The organism is Ruegeria conchae (genome assembly GCF_000192475.1).
Taxonomy (GTDB): Bacteria; Pseudomonadota; Alphaproteobacteria; order Rhodobacterales; family Rhodobacteraceae; genus Ruegeria; species Ruegeria conchae.
In genome coordinates, this window is record NZ_AEYW01000013.1 from 481,179 (window position 1) to 498,858 (window position 17,680).

Annotated in this window: 14 protein-coding genes; 8 read left to right on the forward strand and 6 right to left on the reverse strand. The window is 56.8% G+C overall.

Annotated elements, in window-relative coordinates; genetic code table 11:
• Positions 1–80: 80 nt before the first annotated feature.
• The 4 genes from G7G_RS0114370 to G7G_RS0114385 all read right to left on the reverse strand — a co-directional run bounded on the left by G7G_RS0114370 (position 81) and on the right by G7G_RS0114385 (position 3,440).
• Positions 81–581, reverse strand: a complete 501-nt coding sequence (locus G7G_RS0114370) for a bactofilin family protein (RefSeq protein ID WP_010442130.1) — start codon at positions 579–581, stop codon at positions 81–83.
• Entirely contained in the window at positions 571–1,896 is a 1,326-nt protein-coding gene (locus G7G_RS0114375; RefSeq protein WP_010442131.1) for a M23 family metallopeptidase, read from the reverse strand. The genes G7G_RS0114370 and G7G_RS0114375 overlap by 11 nt, the downstream gene beginning before the upstream one ends.
• A gap of 178 nt (positions 1,897–2,074) precedes the next feature.
• Positions 2,075–2,893: a ferritin-like domain-containing protein gene (locus tag G7G_RS0114380; protein WP_037321475.1), complete on the reverse strand. Its 819-nt coding sequence runs from the start codon at positions 2,891–2,893 to the stop codon at positions 2,075–2,077.
• An 85-nt stretch (positions 2,894–2,978) separates the two neighbouring features.
• On the reverse strand, positions 2,979–3,440 hold the full coding sequence (locus tag G7G_RS0114385) for a peroxiredoxin (RefSeq protein ID WP_010442133.1): 462 nt from the start codon (positions 3,438–3,440) through the stop codon (positions 2,979–2,981).
• 68 nt (positions 3,441–3,508) lie between these two features.
• Here G7G_RS0114385 and G7G_RS0114390 point away from each other — a divergent pair, with 68 nt between their 5' ends.
• The 4 genes from G7G_RS0114390 to G7G_RS0114405 all read left to right on the forward strand — a co-directional run bounded on the left by G7G_RS0114390 (position 3,509) and on the right by G7G_RS0114405 (position 10,049).
• Positions 3,509–6,895, forward strand: coding sequence for a YhdP family protein (locus G7G_RS0114390; RefSeq protein ID WP_238528804.1), 3,387 nt, complete (start codon positions 3,509–3,511; stop codon positions 6,893–6,895).
• 44 nt (positions 6,896–6,939) lie between these two features.
• Positions 6,940–7,986 carry a tRNA preQ1(34) S-adenosylmethionine ribosyltransferase-isomerase QueA gene (queA, locus tag G7G_RS0114395; protein WP_010442135.1) on the forward strand — a complete coding sequence of 349 codons (1,047 nt, stop codon included), beginning with the start codon at positions 6,940–6,942 and terminating at the stop codon, positions 7,984–7,986.
• A gap of 105 nt (positions 7,987–8,091) precedes the next feature.
• Complete coding sequence (locus tag G7G_RS0114400) at positions 8,092–9,378, forward strand: MFS transporter (RefSeq protein ID WP_010442136.1); 1,287 nt, start codon at positions 8,092–8,094, stop codon at positions 9,376–9,378.
• 92 nt (positions 9,379–9,470) lie between these two features.
• Positions 9,471–10,049, forward strand: a complete 579-nt coding sequence (locus G7G_RS0114405; protein WP_010442137.1) for a DUF924 family protein — start codon at positions 9,471–9,473, stop codon at positions 10,047–10,049.
• Here G7G_RS0114405 and G7G_RS0114410 read toward each other — a convergent pair.
• Positions 10,046–10,477 (reverse strand): hypothetical protein, encoded by a 432-nt coding sequence (locus tag G7G_RS0114410; RefSeq protein WP_010442138.1) that lies wholly within the window; start codon positions 10,475–10,477, stop codon positions 10,046–10,048. The genes G7G_RS0114405 and G7G_RS0114410 overlap by 4 nt on opposite strands.
• Positions 10,478–10,690: 213 nt before the next feature.
• On the opposite strand from G7G_RS0114410, the gene lpdA reads away from it, so the two are divergent.
• On the forward strand, positions 10,691–12,085 hold the full coding sequence (gene lpdA / locus G7G_RS0114415; RefSeq protein WP_010442139.1) for a dihydrolipoyl dehydrogenase: 1,395 nt from the start codon (positions 10,691–10,693) through the stop codon (positions 12,083–12,085).
• A gap of 136 nt (positions 12,086–12,221) precedes the next feature.
• Here lpdA and G7G_RS0114420 read toward each other — a convergent pair whose 3' ends face one another.
• On the reverse strand, positions 12,222–13,610 hold the full coding sequence (locus tag G7G_RS0114420) for a dipeptidase (RefSeq protein WP_010442140.1): 1,389 nt from the start codon (positions 13,608–13,610) through the stop codon (positions 12,222–12,224).
• 302 nt (positions 13,611–13,912) lie between these two features.
• On the opposite strand from G7G_RS0114420, the gene hemA reads away from it, so the two are divergent.
• The 3 genes from hemA to ispG all read left to right on the forward strand — a co-directional run bounded on the left by hemA (position 13,913) and on the right by ispG (position 17,673).
• Entirely contained in the window at positions 13,913–15,136 is a 1,224-nt protein-coding gene (gene hemA, locus G7G_RS0114425) for a 5-aminolevulinate synthase (RefSeq protein ID WP_010442141.1), read from the forward strand.
• A 130-nt stretch (positions 15,137–15,266) separates the two neighbouring features.
• Complete coding sequence (locus tag G7G_RS0114430) at positions 15,267–16,481, forward strand: helix-turn-helix domain-containing protein (RefSeq protein WP_010442142.1); 1,215 nt, start codon at positions 15,267–15,269, stop codon at positions 16,479–16,481.
• Between the two features lie 70 nt (positions 16,482–16,551).
• Positions 16,552–17,673, forward strand: coding sequence for a flavodoxin-dependent (E)-4-hydroxy-3-methylbut-2-enyl-diphosphate synthase (ispG, locus tag G7G_RS0114435; RefSeq protein WP_010442143.1), 1,122 nt, complete (start codon positions 16,552–16,554; stop codon positions 17,671–17,673).
• The last annotated feature ends 7 nt before the right edge of the window (positions 17,674–17,680 follow it).

The following is a 17,680-nucleotide window of genomic DNA, read 5'->3' on the forward strand; positions in this document are numbered from 1 at the left end:
AGGGCTTATTCTGTAACCGAGAAACAAAAAAACGCCGCGATCAGGATCGCGGCGTTTCAGCAGGACAGAATGACCTGTCGTTATTGTTTGACTTCTGCCGCAGGGTTGGCACCCGACTTGCCGCCGCGACCGGGGTTCAGCGGGTCGTCCTGACGCTGGACCGAACCTTCGAAATGCGCGCCGCTTTCGATGGCGATGGTCTTGTGGATGATGTCACCTTCGACCCGTGCGGTCGAGGTCAGGCGGACCTTCAAGCCACGTACGCGGCCCACGATGCGGCCATTGACGACGACGTCATCGGCAGTAACTTCACCCTTGATGGTTGCAGTCTCGCCGATGGTCAGCAGATGGGCACGGATGTCACCTTCTACGGTGCCTTCAACCTGGATATCGCCCGAGGTTTTCAGGTTTCCGGTGATGTGAAGATCCGAGGACAGGACCGATGCGGGCGGCTTTGGCTTGGGCGGGGTGCTTGCCTTGGTTTCAGCCGGTGCAGGAGCCGCCGGAGTGGCCGGTGCGGCTGGTTTTGCTGCCTCAGTCTCTTTCGATCCGGGTTCGTTGATTTTGCTCTTAGAAAACATTTCTCGCAGCCTTGATGTAAGTCATTGGGTTAACAGGTTTTCCGTTCACACGGACCTCGTAGTGCAGGTGTGTGCCGGTTGACCGTCCGGTGCTACCCATATCAGCAATATGATCCCCGCGCGAGACCCTTTGACCAACCTTTACGCGTACCTTGGTGTTATGAGCGTAAAGTGTCTCAATCCCAAAGGCGTGCTTGATCTTAACCAGCCGTCCGAAACCCGATTGCCAGCCTGCATGAGTGACAACACCATCGGCGGTCGCGAAGATATCGGTGCCCGAGGGGCCGGCAAAATCAGCGCCATTATGCATGCGGCGACCGCCGGTCTTGGGATCGCGCCGCGTACCGTAGCCGCTGGTGAAACGAACCGCTGCACGCACCGGGCTGGCGAAGGGGGCCTTTTCGGCAGCGATGCGATAGAGGTTCAGCTGGTCCATCTGTTCCAGCAGGATATTTGCGCGGATCTGGTCGGGGGTCAGTTCCTCACCGCGCGTACTAAGGGATAAAGGGGTCAGCGGACCGCCCATACCGCTATATCCGCGACGAACCTCGTCGAGGATACGATCTGTGGGCATGCCCGCGTTGCGGAACATCTTGTCGAGGGGTTCGACCGAGATCACCATGGCCTCTTCCAACTGGCGGAAAATCTCGTCGCTGCGTTCCTGCATCAGACGAATTTCAAGTTCCAGCTCATCGCGCTGATGCAGCGCACCTTGTGCGTCAGCCGCAATCTGGTCGCGCTGTGCAGCGGTCCTAGCCAGAGCGTCTGTCATGAATGCCATTTGCGCGGGATTGGCCGATGCCGCCATATACGCAGAATCTCCATCGGCGCTTTGTTGCAGTTCGGCCAATTCAATTCGGGCGTCTTCACGCTGTTTCATCGTGGCGCGCAGTGTGGTCTGGATAACCTCGATGCCGGTCTCCAACTCGCGGCGGCGGTTCTCGGATTCCAGTAACTCGGACTGCATGACCGAAATCTGTTCCAGCGCCGCGTTGAACCTGTCATGGGCGGCCAGAGCCTCGGCAGCGCGCGTATCGCGTTCATCCGACAGGATATTCAGGCGCTCTTGATAGGTTGCTTGATCGCGCTTGGCTTGTTCCCGGAAATTGCCAGACCCAATACTGTCCATCAGCAGGATCGACGTGGCAATGGCGGTCCAGGCGACCATTACCCCGACACCAGCGACGGCGGCGATCTGGGTCTCCGAACTTAGCCGGATAAACCGTGTATCATTGTCAGATTTCAGAAAAACCCGGCGCTCTGGAAAGTGCCGCTCAAGCAGTGAGTGTAGTTTAATTGCCAGACGTGTCCGCACGCGTCCTACCTCAATTGTCCCCATGTCTCGGAGCCGGTCGTGAGTGAGTAGCCGCTCCTTGACGCGATTGCATAAAGGGGTCGGGGCATTCGGGCAAGTTTGTTAACCAATCGAGCGCTATGAACGGAGTTTTACCGCACGTGATCGGCGGGAATTTGCCGATAGCAGGCGTTTGCTGTCAGTCTGATACAACTCCGGGTGGTGGCAAGTCTTCAGTCAGGGGCCAATAGAAATCAGGGGGCTGCCCGGCCTCGGCGCGCTTCTCTTCGTTGAAGGGTGGTTTCAGCGCTCCGTGGAAATAGCGGCGCACAAGGGCGTGAAACACATCCTTGGGATCCGCATTCTCGCGCCCGCACAGGAAGTGAAACCATTTCGAGCCATAGGCAACATGGCCAACTTCCTCGGCATAGATTACTTCAAGCGCGGCAACGGCGTCATCAGCGTTGGCCTTGCGGAAGATGCCTATCATGCCAGGGGTCACATCTAGCCCGCGCGCTTCAAGAACCATCGGGACCACGGCAAGGCGGCCCATCAGGTCCTCGGCGGTGTCCTCGGCGGCGCGCCACATTCCCGCATGGGCGGGCAGGGCACCATAATGGCTGCCCATCTGTTCGAGGCAGTCGCAGACCATCTCGAAATGGCGCGATTCTTCTTCGGCACATTTCACCCAATCGTCATAGAAGCCGATGGGCATCGGCACATGGCCAAATCGGGCAATGATGTCCCAATGCAGGTCCACGGCGTTCAACTCTATATGCGCGACGGCGTGTAACAGCGCGATACGGCCCGCCTCGGACCCGGGCCGGCGGCGGGGCACATCCCGAGGAGACAACAGTTCGGGCTTTTCAGGCCGCGCAGGGTAAATCGGTGGCTCGGCGGTGCCCACTTCGATCTTGGGCGCGTCGCCCTGCCGGGATGCAAACCAGGCAGCGGCGTATTGTTTGGACAGGGCGGTTTTCTCGCGTCCGACCGATGTGGTCAAAACCTCAGTCGCCATTTCGGTCAGTGTTTTTGACACGCTTGCCCCCTTACGCTGCAGTCCGCGCGGGTCATACCCTTGATGCCCGCGCGGGTCGAGAGGGTCAGAGTGCGCGCGCAGCCTCAAGCACTTCGTCCACATGACCCGGCACTTTCACCTTGCGCCAGATACGGGCAATTTTGCCCTCGGCATCGATCAGAAAGGTTGAACGTTCAATGCCCATCGATTTCCGCCCATACATGTTCTTTTCGACCCAAACGCCATAATCCTCGCACACAGTCTGACCCTCATCGGACAAAAGTGGCGTGGTCAGGCCGTGCTTTGCGACGAATTTGTCGTGCTTTGCCACGGTATCGCGAGAGATGCCGAAAACGTTAGCGCCCGCATCCGCAAAGGCTTGCAGTTGTTCCGAGAAACCGATGGATTCCTTAGTGCAGCCCGGCGTATCATCGCGGGGGTAGAAAAATAGAACGACGGCACGGTCGCGTTGTTCCGACAGGGACACCTCGCCGCCGCCATCGCGGGGCAGAGTAAAGTCGGGTGCTATGTCTGAGACTTCGGGCATATTCAAACTCCGGCTGGGAAACTAAAGGCTGGCGCTTATCATAGTGCGCGGACGGCAGGTTGAAAGGCGTGGGACGTAAATTGGTCCAGCAAGAACAGCAGGATGACGCCGGTTCGGTTAAAAAGCCCCGACGTTGGTCGCGTCGACGGACTGCTGGCTTGTGGACACTGCGCGGTGTCTTCATTCTTGTTCTTCTGGCACTGGTCACAGGCTTCATGGTGGTGGGGCAGCGCATGCACGCGCCGGATTGGCTACGTGATCGGGTTGAAACTCGGTTAGATCAGGCGCTGGGCGGCATCAAAGTGCGGTTCGGCGATGTCAGCTTTATCATTCATGAAGGCTGGCGTCCTCGATTGCGTTTGACCGATGTCCGCATCAGTGACGCGGACGGTCGTCAGATAGCCGAAGTGTCCGACCTGCGGGCCAGCCTTTCTATGCGCCCGCTGCTGCGCGGTCATGTGCGGCCCAAGCGGATCATCCTGCAAGGCGCGCAGATCGATTTGACAAGGCGTGTGGACGGAGCCCTTTCTCTGACCGTGGGTGCGGGCAGTGCGCCGGTCGGGCAAGCTCCGAATCTGGCGCAGTTGATCGAAGCCTCGGACGAGGTGTTCCAGGCGCCTGTCTTGTCAGCCCTGACCTCGGTTGAACTGGATGCAATTACGCTGGACTATCAAGATCTGCGGCTGGGCCGGTCCTGGGTGCTGGATGGTGGGCGTATTCAGGCGACCCGCAGCGCGGGCGAGGTTCGACTGGCCACCAGCTTTTCGGTACTTGCCGGGCGGGACTACGTAAGCACGATCGAGGCCAATTATACCAGTTCGCTTGGCAGCCCTGCCGCACAGTTTGGCATTTCGATCACCGATCTGCCTTCCGAAGATATTGGCGGACACAGCCCAGCTCTTGCATGGATGCAGGTGTTGCGCACGCCTATCTCTGGTGCTTTGCGTGGTAGCGTGGACCCCGAAGGCGCGCTGGGTCCGGTATTTGCCACACTGAACCTCGGTGCGGGTGCGGTGCAGCCGACACCAGAAACAACACCGATCAAGTTTGAATCGGCGAGGACCTATTTTACATACGATCCAAAGCTGCAGGCGCTGGACTTTAATGAGGTCTCGATCAATTCCGCTTGGGGAACAGTGCAGGCGGATGGAATGACCTTCCTGAAAGGGGTCAAAGCCGGCGGCTTGGAGAGCATGTCAGGGCAGTTCCGCCTGAGCGGGATTGAGATCAATCCGGTCAATTTGTTCCCTGAACCATTGAATCTGGCACGGGCCGATGTGGACTTTCAGATGAAACTGGCCCCGTTCCGGCTGCAGTTGGGTCAGATGACAATCGAAGATGGTGCCCACCGCGCGCGCCTGAGCGGGTCATTGGCCGGTCTGTCCGAAGGTTGGGTTGCCGAGATTGACGCGCAGATCGACCAGATGAGCTCTGATCAATTGTTGAAATACTGGCCAGAACGTCTTGCGCCGAAACCACGTCTCTGGGTCACTGAAAACCTGTATCAGGGCGAAATGTCTGATCTGGATTTCGCTCTGCGTCTGCGGCCCGGAGAAAAACCCGACATCTTCGCCGATTTTGAGTTCGAAGAAACCAAGGTCCGGTTCGCCAAGACGCTTCCGCCCATTCAGGATGCACAAGGGCAGGCCAGCCTGCTGAACGGACGGTTTACGGTCTCGGCGCAGAAGGGGATCGTAATCGCGGACGAGGGCGGGGCGGTTGATGCTTCGGGCACCTCGTTTATCATTCCAGACACCCGTATCAAGAAATCCACGCCCGGGATCGCCCGCGTGCAGGCCAAGGGTAGTGTGACGGCTGCCCTGTCTTTGTTGGATCGGCCACCGCTGCAATTATTGACCAAGGCCAATCTTCCCATTGAGCTGGCAGAAGGTCAGGTCAGTCTTTCGGGTACGTTGTCGTTGCCCATGATCAAGGGCTTGAAGCTTGAAGACACACGATTCCATTTTCTGGGGGAACTGGTCGATCTGGACAGTGATAGGCTGGTGCCGGGGTTTGAAGTCAGTGCCGACCAGCTCGATCTGACAGGGGATCAAACGCAGGTCGCCATTTCGGGCGAGGGCCTGTTTGGCGTCGTACCAGTTCAGGCCACCTGGCGACAGCCCATCGGCGGCGACACCGCGCAACGTAGTGAGCTGAAAGGGCAAATTGAGGTCTCTCCACGCCTGATGGAACAGATAAATGCCGGTTTACCCAAAGGGATGCTAACCGGACAGGGGTTGGCTGACTTTTCACTGGGTATCGGCGCAGGTGAACCGCCACTTCTGAACGCAAACTCAGACCTGGTGGGGGTGGCTCTGGCCATCCCCGAGTTGGGGTGGAGGAAAGGGGCAAACAGCAGCGGCACCTTAGCAGCCGAAGCAACGCTAGGTGCGCAACTCAACGTCGATGAGCTGCGTATCGAGGCAGCGGGGCTGCGAACATCAGCCACGATCTCTTTCAGAGATGGTGGGTTTGACCGTGTGCGTTTCAGCTCATTTGAATTGGGCAACTGGTTGGCTGTTCCTGCGGAACTGATCGGGCGAGGGGCGGCGTTACCGGACATCCGCGTGTTGGGCGGCGTGCTTAATTTGGGTAAATCGACCTTGGGTGAAGGGGGTAGCAGCGGAGGAGGCGCAGCTGGACCCGGGCCGAAACTCGACGTCACATTGGACCGGTTACAGGTAACCGAAACGGTGGCATTGACCGGGTTAACCGGCTCGTTTCAAACCACAGGCGGGTTGACGGGTGGATTCGCAGCTCAGGTCAACGGTGGCGCGCGGATCAAAGGCCAGGTGACGCCGCGCGATAATCGAACGGCGGTTGGGCTGACTTCCGAAGATGCGGGTGCGGTTCTGCGTTCGGCTGGTGTTCTGACGCAGGCGCGTGGCGGGTCCATGCAATTGCAACTCGACCCGATTGCCGAGCCCGGAAACTACGACGTTGACCTAAAAATCAAGAATACACGGATCACCGACGCTCCGGCGATGGCGGCCTTGTTGAACGCGATCAGTCTGGTGGGGTTGTTGGACGAGATGGCGGGGCAGGGCATATTCTTTGCAGCCATCGATAGCAAAATGCGCATCACCCCAACCGAAGTGAAGGTTTTAACTGGCAGCGCCGTAGGGCCATCTATGGGACTGTCATTCGAGGGCACCATTGATACGGTGACTCAAATGCTGAACCTGCGCGGCGCGATCTCGCCAATTTATCTGGTTAATGCGATTGGCAGTGTTCTGTCGAAGAAGGGCGAGGGGATTTTCGCCTTCAATTATACCCTGACCGGCCCACTGAGCGATCCAAAGGTTTCTGTCAATCCGCTGTCCGGGCTGGCCCCGTTGTTCCTGCGAAACTTGTTGCGCGAGCCCGCGCCGACTGTCTCGGATGGCCCAAATGCAACGCCTGACCGATCGGACCAATCCCATCCGGCTGTGCAATCACGCGGTGAGGACCGTTGATCTGAGCGGTGGCCGAATCTATTGGGCCGATGTATGGCGCGGCCATGAAACTCAGCGATTTTGATTTCCATCTGCCCGAACACTTGATTGCGACGCGGCCTGCCAGCCCGCGCTCATCGGCACGCCTGCTACTTGCGCAGCAGGATACCATTCGGGATCAGCGTGTCCACGAACTACCGGACATATTGCTCCCTGGGGACCGACTGGTTTTGAACGACACGCGTGTCATCCCGGCACGCCTGAACGGCCACCGCCATCGCAGCAGCGCACAGGGGCCTGTGTCCGCAGCGATCGAAGCGACGCTGCTGGACCCGCAATCCGACGGCTGCTGGGCTGCACTGATCAAACCGCTAAAGAAGGTCAAACCCGGCGAAGAAATCGTGTTTTCAGATGACCTAAGTGCGATCCTGGATCGGGTCGCCGATGGCCAGGCCTTTCTGCGTTTCAACCTGACCGGAGAGGATTTCGACCAAGCCTTGGAGCAGGCTGGCGCGATGCCATTGCCGCCTTATATTGCGGCGAAACGTGCGGCGGACGAACAGGATAAGACCGATTATCAAACTGTATGGGCGCGGAACTCTGGTGCTGTTGCAGCCCCGACAGCGTCGCTGCATTTTGACGATGCGTTGCTGCAGGCGCTGTCAGCACGTGGTGTCGAGTTTACCCATGTGACTTTGCATGTGGGCGCGGGCACATTTCTGCCAGTTAAGGTCGAGGACGTGGCGACCCACAAAATGCATGCTGAATGGGGCCGTGTCAGTGCGCAGGCCGCAGCCGATATCGCCGCGACCAAAGCAGCGGGTGGGCGGATTATTCCTGTGGGCACGACGGCCTTACGTCTGATCGAAAGTGCTGCACGTTCAGGGCAGATCGAGCCGTGGGAAGGTGAGACCGACATATTCATTTACCCCGGATTTCAGTTTCACGTCACTGATGCGCTGATGACTAACTTTCATCTGCCGAAATCCACACTGTTAATGTTGGTTTCCGCGTTGATGGGACAGGATCGAGTCAAGTCAATTTATGATCACGCGATCGCGGATGAATATCGCTTTTTCTCCTACGGCGACGCATCTCTTTTGATCCCCTAGTCGCATCTGTTTCATCCGCGCCGCAACAATGTCGTAGACAGGCGCGACGCGGATAGTATTTGATCGCAAAGCGAACAAAACTAATCAGCAATTTGGATTGGCAGAATGCTTCAGGTTCTTTCCAGCGCTTGGGCGCTTCTTCTGGGTATGGGATTGCTGATGGTCGGCAACGGCCTACAGGGCACTCTGCTGGGCGTGCGTGGCGAGATTGAGGGGTTTTCGACCCTCGAGATGTCATTTGTAATGTCCGCCTATTTTGTTGGATTTCTCGGCGGTTCGCGTTTGGCGCCCGAAATGATCCGTCGCGTCGGTCATGTACGCGTATTTGCGGCTCTAGCTTCGTTTATCTCGGCGGTCATGATCATGTATCCGATGCTGGCCGATCCCATTGCCTGGTCGCTGGGCCGGGTCGTGATCGGATTCTGTTTCTCGGGTGTGTATGTGACCGCTGAGAGCTGGCTGAACAACGCCGCAAACAACGAGAACCGAGGACAGGCCCTTTCGCTTTATATGATCGTACAGATGGCTGGCGTTGTCAGCGCTCAGGCCCTGCTGCTGGTTGGTGACCCCGCCGGGTATGAAACGTTTGTCATAGCATCAATTCTGGTTTCGATCTCGTTTGCACCCATTTTGTTGTCGATCTCTCCTACACCTGCGTTTGACACCACCAAGCCGATGACCCTGCGCCAGTTGATGGAAACATCACCGCTGGGCTGCGTTGGCATGTTCTTATTGGGCGGGATTTTCTCGGCCCAATTCGGAATGAGCGCCGTCTATGGTGCGCAAGTAGGTCTGAGTCTGGTTGAAATTTCGATCTTCGTAGCGGTGTTCTATATTGGAGCGGTATTGCTTCAGTTTCCACTGGGCTGGATGTCCGACCGGATGGATCGTCGCGTATTGATCATATTGGTCTCGGCAGTAGGTGGGGTCGGTGCTGTTATTGGCATGGTGCTGGGTGTAACATTCACGATGCTTCTTGTTGCGGCCTTCTTTATTGGCGGCATGACAAGCCCGCTCTATTCCCTGCTGATAGCTTATACCAACGATTATCTGGAGTATGATGATATGTCGGCGGCCTCGGGCGGGCTGGTATTCATCAATGGCCTCGGGGCAATCGCCGGGCCGATTATTACCGGCTGGCTGATGGGCACAGGCGTTGTCGGGCCAAAGGGTTTCTTTCTGTTTATCGCTACGCTGATGTTTGCCATGGCCGCCTACGCCGCCTATCGGATGACCCAGCGAGTCTACACACCGGTGGATGAGACGGGCGCGATTGCTCCGATCTACCCAACTTCGTCACCTGTTGCGCTGGAAGTCGCCCAAGAGGTTGCTATTGAAGCAGCGCAAGATGAGCAAGATGCACAAGAACCCACCCGTGCGCCGGAATTGTGACTTTAGTGTTGCAATATGTTACTGTCACAAATCTGTAAAAGTGATTTTAATGACGTTACGTCCTGGGGAGGACAATTACGGAGTCTAGGGCAATGGCAGGTCCTGAAGAAGTATTGAGTTTTTGGTTAGATGAGGTCGGCCCCGAGGGGTGGTACCTACAGGATGAAGCGCTGGATGCGCGGATCCGAGACAAATTTCTTTCAACCTGGAAAGCCGCGTGTGAAGGCAAGTTTTCGCTCTGGCTGACCTATCCCAGTGGGGCGCTGGCTTATATTATCCTTTTGGATCAGTTGCCTCGCAATATGTTCCGGGGGAGCAAGCAAGCCTTTGCATCCGATAGGGCGGCACTGGCAGCAGCAAAGTGCGCGGTCGACAAGGGCTGGGATCTAAAGATCGATGAACCCGCGCGGCAGTTCTTCTATCTGCCAATGATGCACTCGGAAAATTTGTGCGATCAGGAGCGCTGTGTACGCATGATGCTTGAGCGGATGCCCGAAAGTGGCGACAGTAATCTGCTGCATGCGCGCGCGCATCGCGAGGTGATCCGAAAATTCGGTCGTTTCCCATACCGAAACGATGCGCTGGAAAGGGCAACTACTGATCACGAAGCCGCATATGTGAGCAATGGTGGCTACGGATCAACAGTGCGTGAATTGCAGGCCGCGACCTAGGTCGCGGGCTCGCAACCCTTGATGATCAATATCCGGTTGGTGATGTTGTCTGCAGAAGTCGTGATCGCATAGTTGATCAGGTCTTCCGGACGTTCGACAAGGTTCGCCAAGCGAGATTGCGTATTTTCAAGTTTCCCCTCCAAACTGTTCAAGCGTTGCAGGGCGGCGCTCAGCTGTTGGCGCATGGTTTCATCAAGCTGGGCTCTCTGGCCAAATGAGGCAAGATCGCTGCGCAGCTCTGTCAGCTCTACTCGAATGCCTTGCGCCTGTTCGCGCAATGGCGCCACTGCTTGCAAGTTCTCAGCAAATCCGGTCCGAATTTGGTCTGCGGATTGCAAAAGTTTCCACCCCAGGAAGAGGCATAAGGCCAGCAATATCAATGTCGCGTTCAAAAATGCCAGTAATAAGTCCTTGAGGATTTTGGCCATGTTTCGCCTTTCGAAATATGGTGGATATCAAAAACAAATGGTTCCGAAGTCTCCGTTCTAGCCTTTGCGGCGGCACGGGTATAGGCTGAATTCAGCTTGATAATGGCGAAATTACCCTGCGTCACATATGTCGCGGGAAGTTATGTTGATGCGTTGGAAAAAATAGTTTAACGGTAAACTAGTTTTTGAACCGATCTGTGCCGAGAGGGAAACATGGCTGCACAATCCTATGATCTGATCGTAATCGGGGCTGGCCCCGGTGGCTATGTGGCCGCTATTCGCGCGGCACAATTGGGCCTTAAGACCGCTGTCGTTGAACGCGAGCATTTGGGCGGCATCTGCCTGAACTGGGGCTGTATCCCAACAAAGGCGCTGTTGCGGTCATCGGAAGTGTTCCATCTGATGGAGCGTGCCAAGGATTTTGGCCTGAAAGCTGAGAAGGTCGGTTACGATCTGGACGCCGTAGTCAAACGCTCGCGCGGGGTCGCGGCTCAGCTTTCCGGCGGCATCGGTCACCTGCTGAAAAAGAACAAAGTCGCCGTTGTGATGGGAGAGGCGACCATTCCGGCCAAAGGCAAGGTCAGCGTGAAAACTGACAAAGGCACCGAAGAGCTGACAGCGAAGAACATCGTTTTGGCCACCGGCGCCCGTGCGCGTGAACTGCCGGGGCTCGAGGCTGATGGCGATCTGGTCTGGACCTACAAACACGCGCTGCAGCCGCCGCGAATGCCCAAGAAATTGCTCGTTATCGGTTCGGGCGCGATCGGAATCGAATTCGCCAGTTTCTATAACACGCTGGGAGCAGACACGACTGTTGTCGAAGTCATGGATCGCGTTCTGCCGGTCGAAGATGCTGAGATCAGCGCGTTTGCCAAAAAGGCCTTCACCAAGCAAGGCATGACCATCATGGAAAAAGCGATGGTCAAACAACTGGACCGCGCCAAGGGTAAAGTCACCGCGCATATCGAGGTGAAAGGTAAGGTCGAGAAGCACGACTTTGACACCGTGATTTCGGCGGTTGGTATTGTCGGCAATGTTGAGAACCTCGGGCTTGAGGCTCTGGGCGTAAAGATTGATCGCACCCATGTTGTGACGGATGAATTCTGCCGTACCGGGGTTGAAGGACTTTATGCGATTGGCGATATCGCTGGCGCGCCGTGGCTTGCGCACAAGGCGAGCCACGAAGGCGTTATGGTCGCTGAGCTTATTGCTGGTAAGCACGCACATCCGGTCAAACCCGAAAGCATCGCTGGCTGTACCTATTGTCAGCCTCAAGTCGCCTCGGTCGGATACAGCGAAGCCAAGGCCAAAGAGTTGGGGTATGACATCAAGGTCGGCCGGTTCCCGTTCATTGGCAACGGCAAAGCCATCGCACTGGGTGAGCCTGAAGGGCTGATTAAAACCGTGTTTGATGCCAAAACTGGTGAACTGCTGGGCGCGCACATGATTGGTGCTGAAGTGACCGAGCTGATCCAGGGCTATGTGGTGGGCCGCCAGTTGGAGACCACCGAGGAAGATCTGATGAACACTGTCTTCCCGCACCCGACGCTGTCAGAAATGATGCATGAAAGCGTGCTAGATGCCTATGGGCGCGTGATCCACATGTAAGGAAGGGGGCTCTGCCCCCGTCGCGGTACGCCGCGACTCTCCCGGGATATTTATCGCCAGATGAAGCAGGGTATCCGCACTTCATCTGGCTGGAAATATCCCAGAGTACGAGGCAGAGCCTCGCAAAACACCATGCTTATTTCCTGGTCAAAGCGTCCAGAATGCGCGCCCACGAGCGGATGCCCTTGTGGAAACTCTTGACGTCGTATTTTTCATTCGGTGAGTGAATGGCGTCGTCGTCATTAGCATAGCCGACCAGCATGGAATCCAAGCCCAACACCGAATTGAAATAACCAACGACAGGGATCGAGCCGCCCATGCCAGTGAAGACGGCCTCGCGGTCCCATTCATCCGAAAGCGCGCCGCGCGCGGCTTCGAATTCGGGGCGATTGAGGTTCATGACCGAGGCGGGCGAGCCCTCAAGGTCGTTATCCCATACTACTTTGGCATCCGATGACAAGCGATCTTCGACATGTTTGCGGATTCGATTGCGCAACGCATCCGGATCCATATCGCCAACCAGACGGCAGGTAATCTTGCAATGCGCCTCGGACGGGATCACGGTTTTGGAGCCAGCGCCGTTGTAGCCTCCCCACAAGCCGTTCACTTCCAGCGTCGGCCGCGCCCATTGTTGTTCGAGCGTCGAATACCCCTTTTCGCCGTGTGGTTCGGAGTAGCCAACAGAGTTCAGGTATTCCGCTTCGTCGAAACCACAATTCTGCCATTGGCGCAGTTGCTCGGCTGGGACTTCGTGCACGCCTTCGTAGAAGCCGTCGACCGCCACGCGACCGGTGTCTTCGTCGTAGAATGAGGCAACGATGCGCGATAGCTCTCGCAGCGGGTTCAGACCGGGTCCGCCATAATGGCCTGAATGCAGGTCGATGCGGGGGCCGATGATGGTGAATTCATCCTTGAGCATGCCGCGCAGTTGCGACGCGATTGACGGGACACCTCGCGAGACCATCGAGGTGTCACAGACCAGAGCCAGATCAGCCTGAAGCTCGGCTTTATTTGCTTCGAGAAACGGAACCAGAGATGGCGATCCGGATTCTTCCTCGCCCTCAAAGAAAAAGGTGATGCGGCAGGGCAGGGAGCCGTGAACCGCTTTCCAGGCGCGGCAAGCTTCTACAAAGGTCATCAACTGACCCTTGTCATCGGAAGACCCACGACCGCGGATCACTTGACCATGTGCGGTGTCTTCCAATGCAGGATCGAAGGGTTCGCGGTTCCACAGTTCCAGCGGGTCAACCGGTTGTACGTCATAATGGCCATAGAACAGAACATGAGGGCCTTCGCTGCCTTCACCGACATGACCAACAACCATAGGATGGCCCGGGGTTTCTCGCTTTTCAGCGTTGATGCCGATGCTTTTCAAATCATCGACCAACCAGTCTGCGGCTTTGTCGACGTTCTCCTTGAACGCTGGATCAGTGGAAATAGAGGGGATTCGCAGGAACTCCATCAGGCGATCGATAGAGGTTGTCAGATCGGTATCGATCCGGCTCAGTACAGCGTCAAGCGACATGGGTCTCTCCTGAAAGGTCTGGATTTGGCGCAGAGCCTAGCAGCGCAAACGGGGCCGTCCAGCCCGTTTTGCCTTAAGAAACGGTGAATCTACCTGCGTCGTTTCCTCGCGTCTGGTTGCCGTAACTTTACTTGTCGGATAGCCGCTTAGTAGGTATTTGATGCAAATCAAAGTTGGGTTCAACGGTTCGGCTGTAGGCAGGTCGGACAGGGGAACGCGAAGCCATATTTTCGGTCCGTCCGTGATGTGGCAAAAAATATCGCCCGGGGTTATGATAAACCCGGGCATCCAAGGAGGGTCCGTTGGACTATACTGCTCAGCTCGATACTGCGATTGCCAGGCTGCATGACGAAGGACGTTATCGGACCTTTATTGATATCGAACGCCGTAAGGGTCAATTCCCGCACGCCGTGCGGACTTGCCCGGACGGATCACAGCAGAACATCACCGTGTGGTGCGGCAACGATTATCTGGGCATGGGGCAAAATCCCGTGGTGCTGGACGCGATGCATGAGGCGGTAGATGCGACCGGTGCGGGTTCAGGCGGAACACGCAATATATCAGGGACGACGGTCTATCATAAACGTCTCGAAGCTGAGTTGGCCGATCTGCATGGCAAGGAAGCTGCGCTATTGTTCACCAGCGCTTACATTGCAAATGATGCGACCCTGAGCACGTTGCCCAAGCTATTTCCTGGCCTGATCATCTATTCAGACGAGCTGAACCACGCCTCAATGATCGAAGGCGTGCGCCGTAATGGTGGGGCCAAGCGTATATTCCGTCACAATGATGTCGCACATCTGCGCGAATTGCTCGAGGCCGATGACCCGGCAGCCCCCAAGCTGATCGCCTTTGAATCGGTTTACTCGATGGATGGTGATTTTGGTCCGATTGAACAGATTTGCGATCTGGCTGATGAATTCGGAGCTTTGACCTATATCGATGAAGTTCACGCAGTCGGTATGTACGGCCCCCGTGGTGGTGGTGTGACTGAGCGGGATCGCCTTGCTGATCGCATCGACATCATCAATGGAACGCTGGCCAAGGCCTATGGCGTCATGGGGGGCTACATTGCCGCAAGCGAGAAGATGTGTGATGCCATCCGCTCTTACGCGCCCGGTTTTATTTTCACCACGTCCCTGCCACCTGCGGTCGCTGCAGGTGCGGCGGCTTCAGTTGCCTATCTCAAGCGCGCACCGGAATTGCGTGAGCAGCACCAAACCCAGGCCAGCATTCTTAAGCTGCGGCTCAAAGGGCTGGGCTTGCCGCTGATAGATCATGGCAGTCATATCGTGCCGGTGATCGTCGGTAATCCCGTGCATACGAAGATCCTCAGCGACCGGTTGCTGGATGACTATGGAATCTACGTTCAGCCAATCAATTTCCCGACCGTTCCGCGCGGCACCGAACGCCTGCGCTTTACCCCCTCTCCGGTGCATGGGCCTGACGAAATGAACCGTCTGGTGCAGGCGATGGACGAACTTTGGTCACATTGTGCGCTAAATCGCGCCGAACTTGCCGGGTAATGTCACACTAAAGTGTGCAACGAGTTTGCTGCGTGTTACGCTTACGCTAACAAAAGAATTAGACGAATCGTTGTAGGGGCGATTCGCCGCTAGCGTGCAACACGCGACAGGCAAAGATGGGGCAGCAGGAATGATTGGGCGCAGATCACAGCGCGATTCCGAAGAAGACATGGACGTCAGGCCAAAGGGCTTTGACGACTATGAGGTACGACTTGGCGATGTTATGCGCGGTGAACGCGCGACGATGGGCAAATCTCTTCTGGATGTGCAGCGCGAACTTCGGATCAAAGCCAACTACATAGCCGCCATCGAAAATGCTGATCCCGATGCTTTTGACACGCCTGGCTTCATCGCTGGGTATGTGCGTTCCTATGCCCGCTATCTGGGGATGAACCCCGATGAGACATTCACAAGCTTCTGTCAGGAGAGCGGATTCGAAGTTGCGCACGGCATGTCGGCCGAGGCATCGGTGGTCAAGAAAGCCCAGGGTGGTTTGCCTGCCCGCGGTTCGATGGGGCGTGATCCCTTCGTCTCGCCCAACACACCCTATATTCCCGGTCGCGAATCCGTGGTCAGCCAAATCGAACCGCGGGCCATCGGCTCGACACTTGTGCTTTTGGCTGTGATTGGCGGTATTGGCTATGGCGGCTGGTCGGTTCTGAACCGAATTCAGCAGGTACAGGTCAGCCCGGTCGAGCAAGCACCGGTTGTCCTGACCGATCTTGATCCGTTGGACGCTGCGCAGGCGCGGTCGGATGAGGCCGAATTGGCCAGCGTCGACGTACCAAGCACCGAAGCGCTGGATCGTTTGTATCGCCCGCAAGCGCTGGATGTACCGGTGCTGGTTGCCCGCGATGCCCCGATTTCAACGCTTGATCCGCGTACAGTCGGCACTTTCCGCGCTCCTGAGCCACCGCAGATTCAGGTGACTGAAGTTCATACAGTCGAGCGTCCGGCGTTACCGCAGGTGGTTGAGCAACTGGATACGACGCTGAAGATCGTAGCCGTTAACCCATCGTGGATGCGCGTAACGGCCGCTGATGGCAGTGTCATTTTCGAGGGTACACTGGGTACCGTCGAACAAGGCAGCACGTTCGAAGTGCCCCTGACCGAAGAGGCTCCGCTATTGCGAGCTGGCGCATCGGGATCTGTATATTTCTCGATGAATGGTGAACATTTCGGTCCGGTTGGCGCACCCGGCACGGTGACCAAGGGCGTTGTGCTCTCGAAAGATGCAGTTTCCGAAAAATTCGCAGTTGCGGATCTTGAAGCCGAACAGAACAGCGCGCTCAAGCAACTGGTGGCGGAATTACAGACTAAGCCAGCAGAAGCGCCTGCTGAGTGATCTAGTCATTGCTCCCCTTGGGTTGGCGAACTATCTAAGGGTCAACTCAGGCTGATCTGGACCCTCCCTCATGTCCCTTAATCACGTACGTCCCTGGCGCGACATCTATCGCCGCAAATCTCGCCAGATCATGGTGGGCAATGTGCCAGTTGGTGGAGATGCGCCGATTGCTGTGCAAACCATGACCAACACGCTGACGACAGATGTGGCAGCAACAGTCGCGCAGGTTCAGGCGGCAGCAGAGGCTGGCGCGGATATTGTTCGGGTGTCGGTCCCGGACGAGGCCTCGGCCAAAGCGCTGAAAGAAATCGTGCGCGAAAGCCCAGTTCCAATCGTGGCTGACATTCACTTTCACTACAAACGTGGTATCGAAGCCGCCGAGGCGGGTGCCGCTTGTTTGCGGATCAATCCCGGCAACATCGGCGATGAAAAGCGGGTGAAAGAGGTCATCAAGGCCGCGCGCGACCACAATTGCTCGATCCGGATCGGGGTGAATGCGGGCAGTCTGGAAAAACACCTGCTTGAGAAATATGCCGAACCATGCCCCGAGGCGATGGTTGAAAGTGGGCTGGAACACATCCGTATCCTCGAAGACAACGACTTTCACAATTTCAAGATCAGTGTGAAGGCCAGTGACGTCTTTCTATCGGCCGCCGCCTATCAGGGTATCGCCGAGGCCACGGACGCGCCGATTCACCTGGGCATCACCGAGGCTGGCGGGCTGGTATCGGGTACAATAAAGTCTGCCATCGGCCTGGGCAATCTGCTGTGGATGGGCATTGGCGACACGATCCGGGTCAGTCTGTCCGCCGATCCGGTGGAGGAGGTGAAGGTGGGCTTTGAGATCCTGAAATCTTTGGGCCTACGCCATCGCGGCGTGAACATCATCTCATGCCCTTCCTGCGCGCGTCAGGGCTTTGATGTGATCAAAACGGTTGAGGCGTTAGAACATCGACTGGAACACATCAAGACTCCAATGAGTCTGTCGATAATTGGCTGCGTGGTGAATGGGCCGGGCGAAGCTTTAATGACCGATGTCGGCTTTACCGGCGGCGGGGCAGGGTCTGGCATGGTCTATTTGGCGGGAAAAGCCAGCCACAAGATGTCAAACGATCAGATGATCGATCACATCGTGGAACAGGTCGAAAAGAAGGCGGCAGAGTTGGACGCTGCAGCCGAGGCGGCGGCGTAGAGCCTTT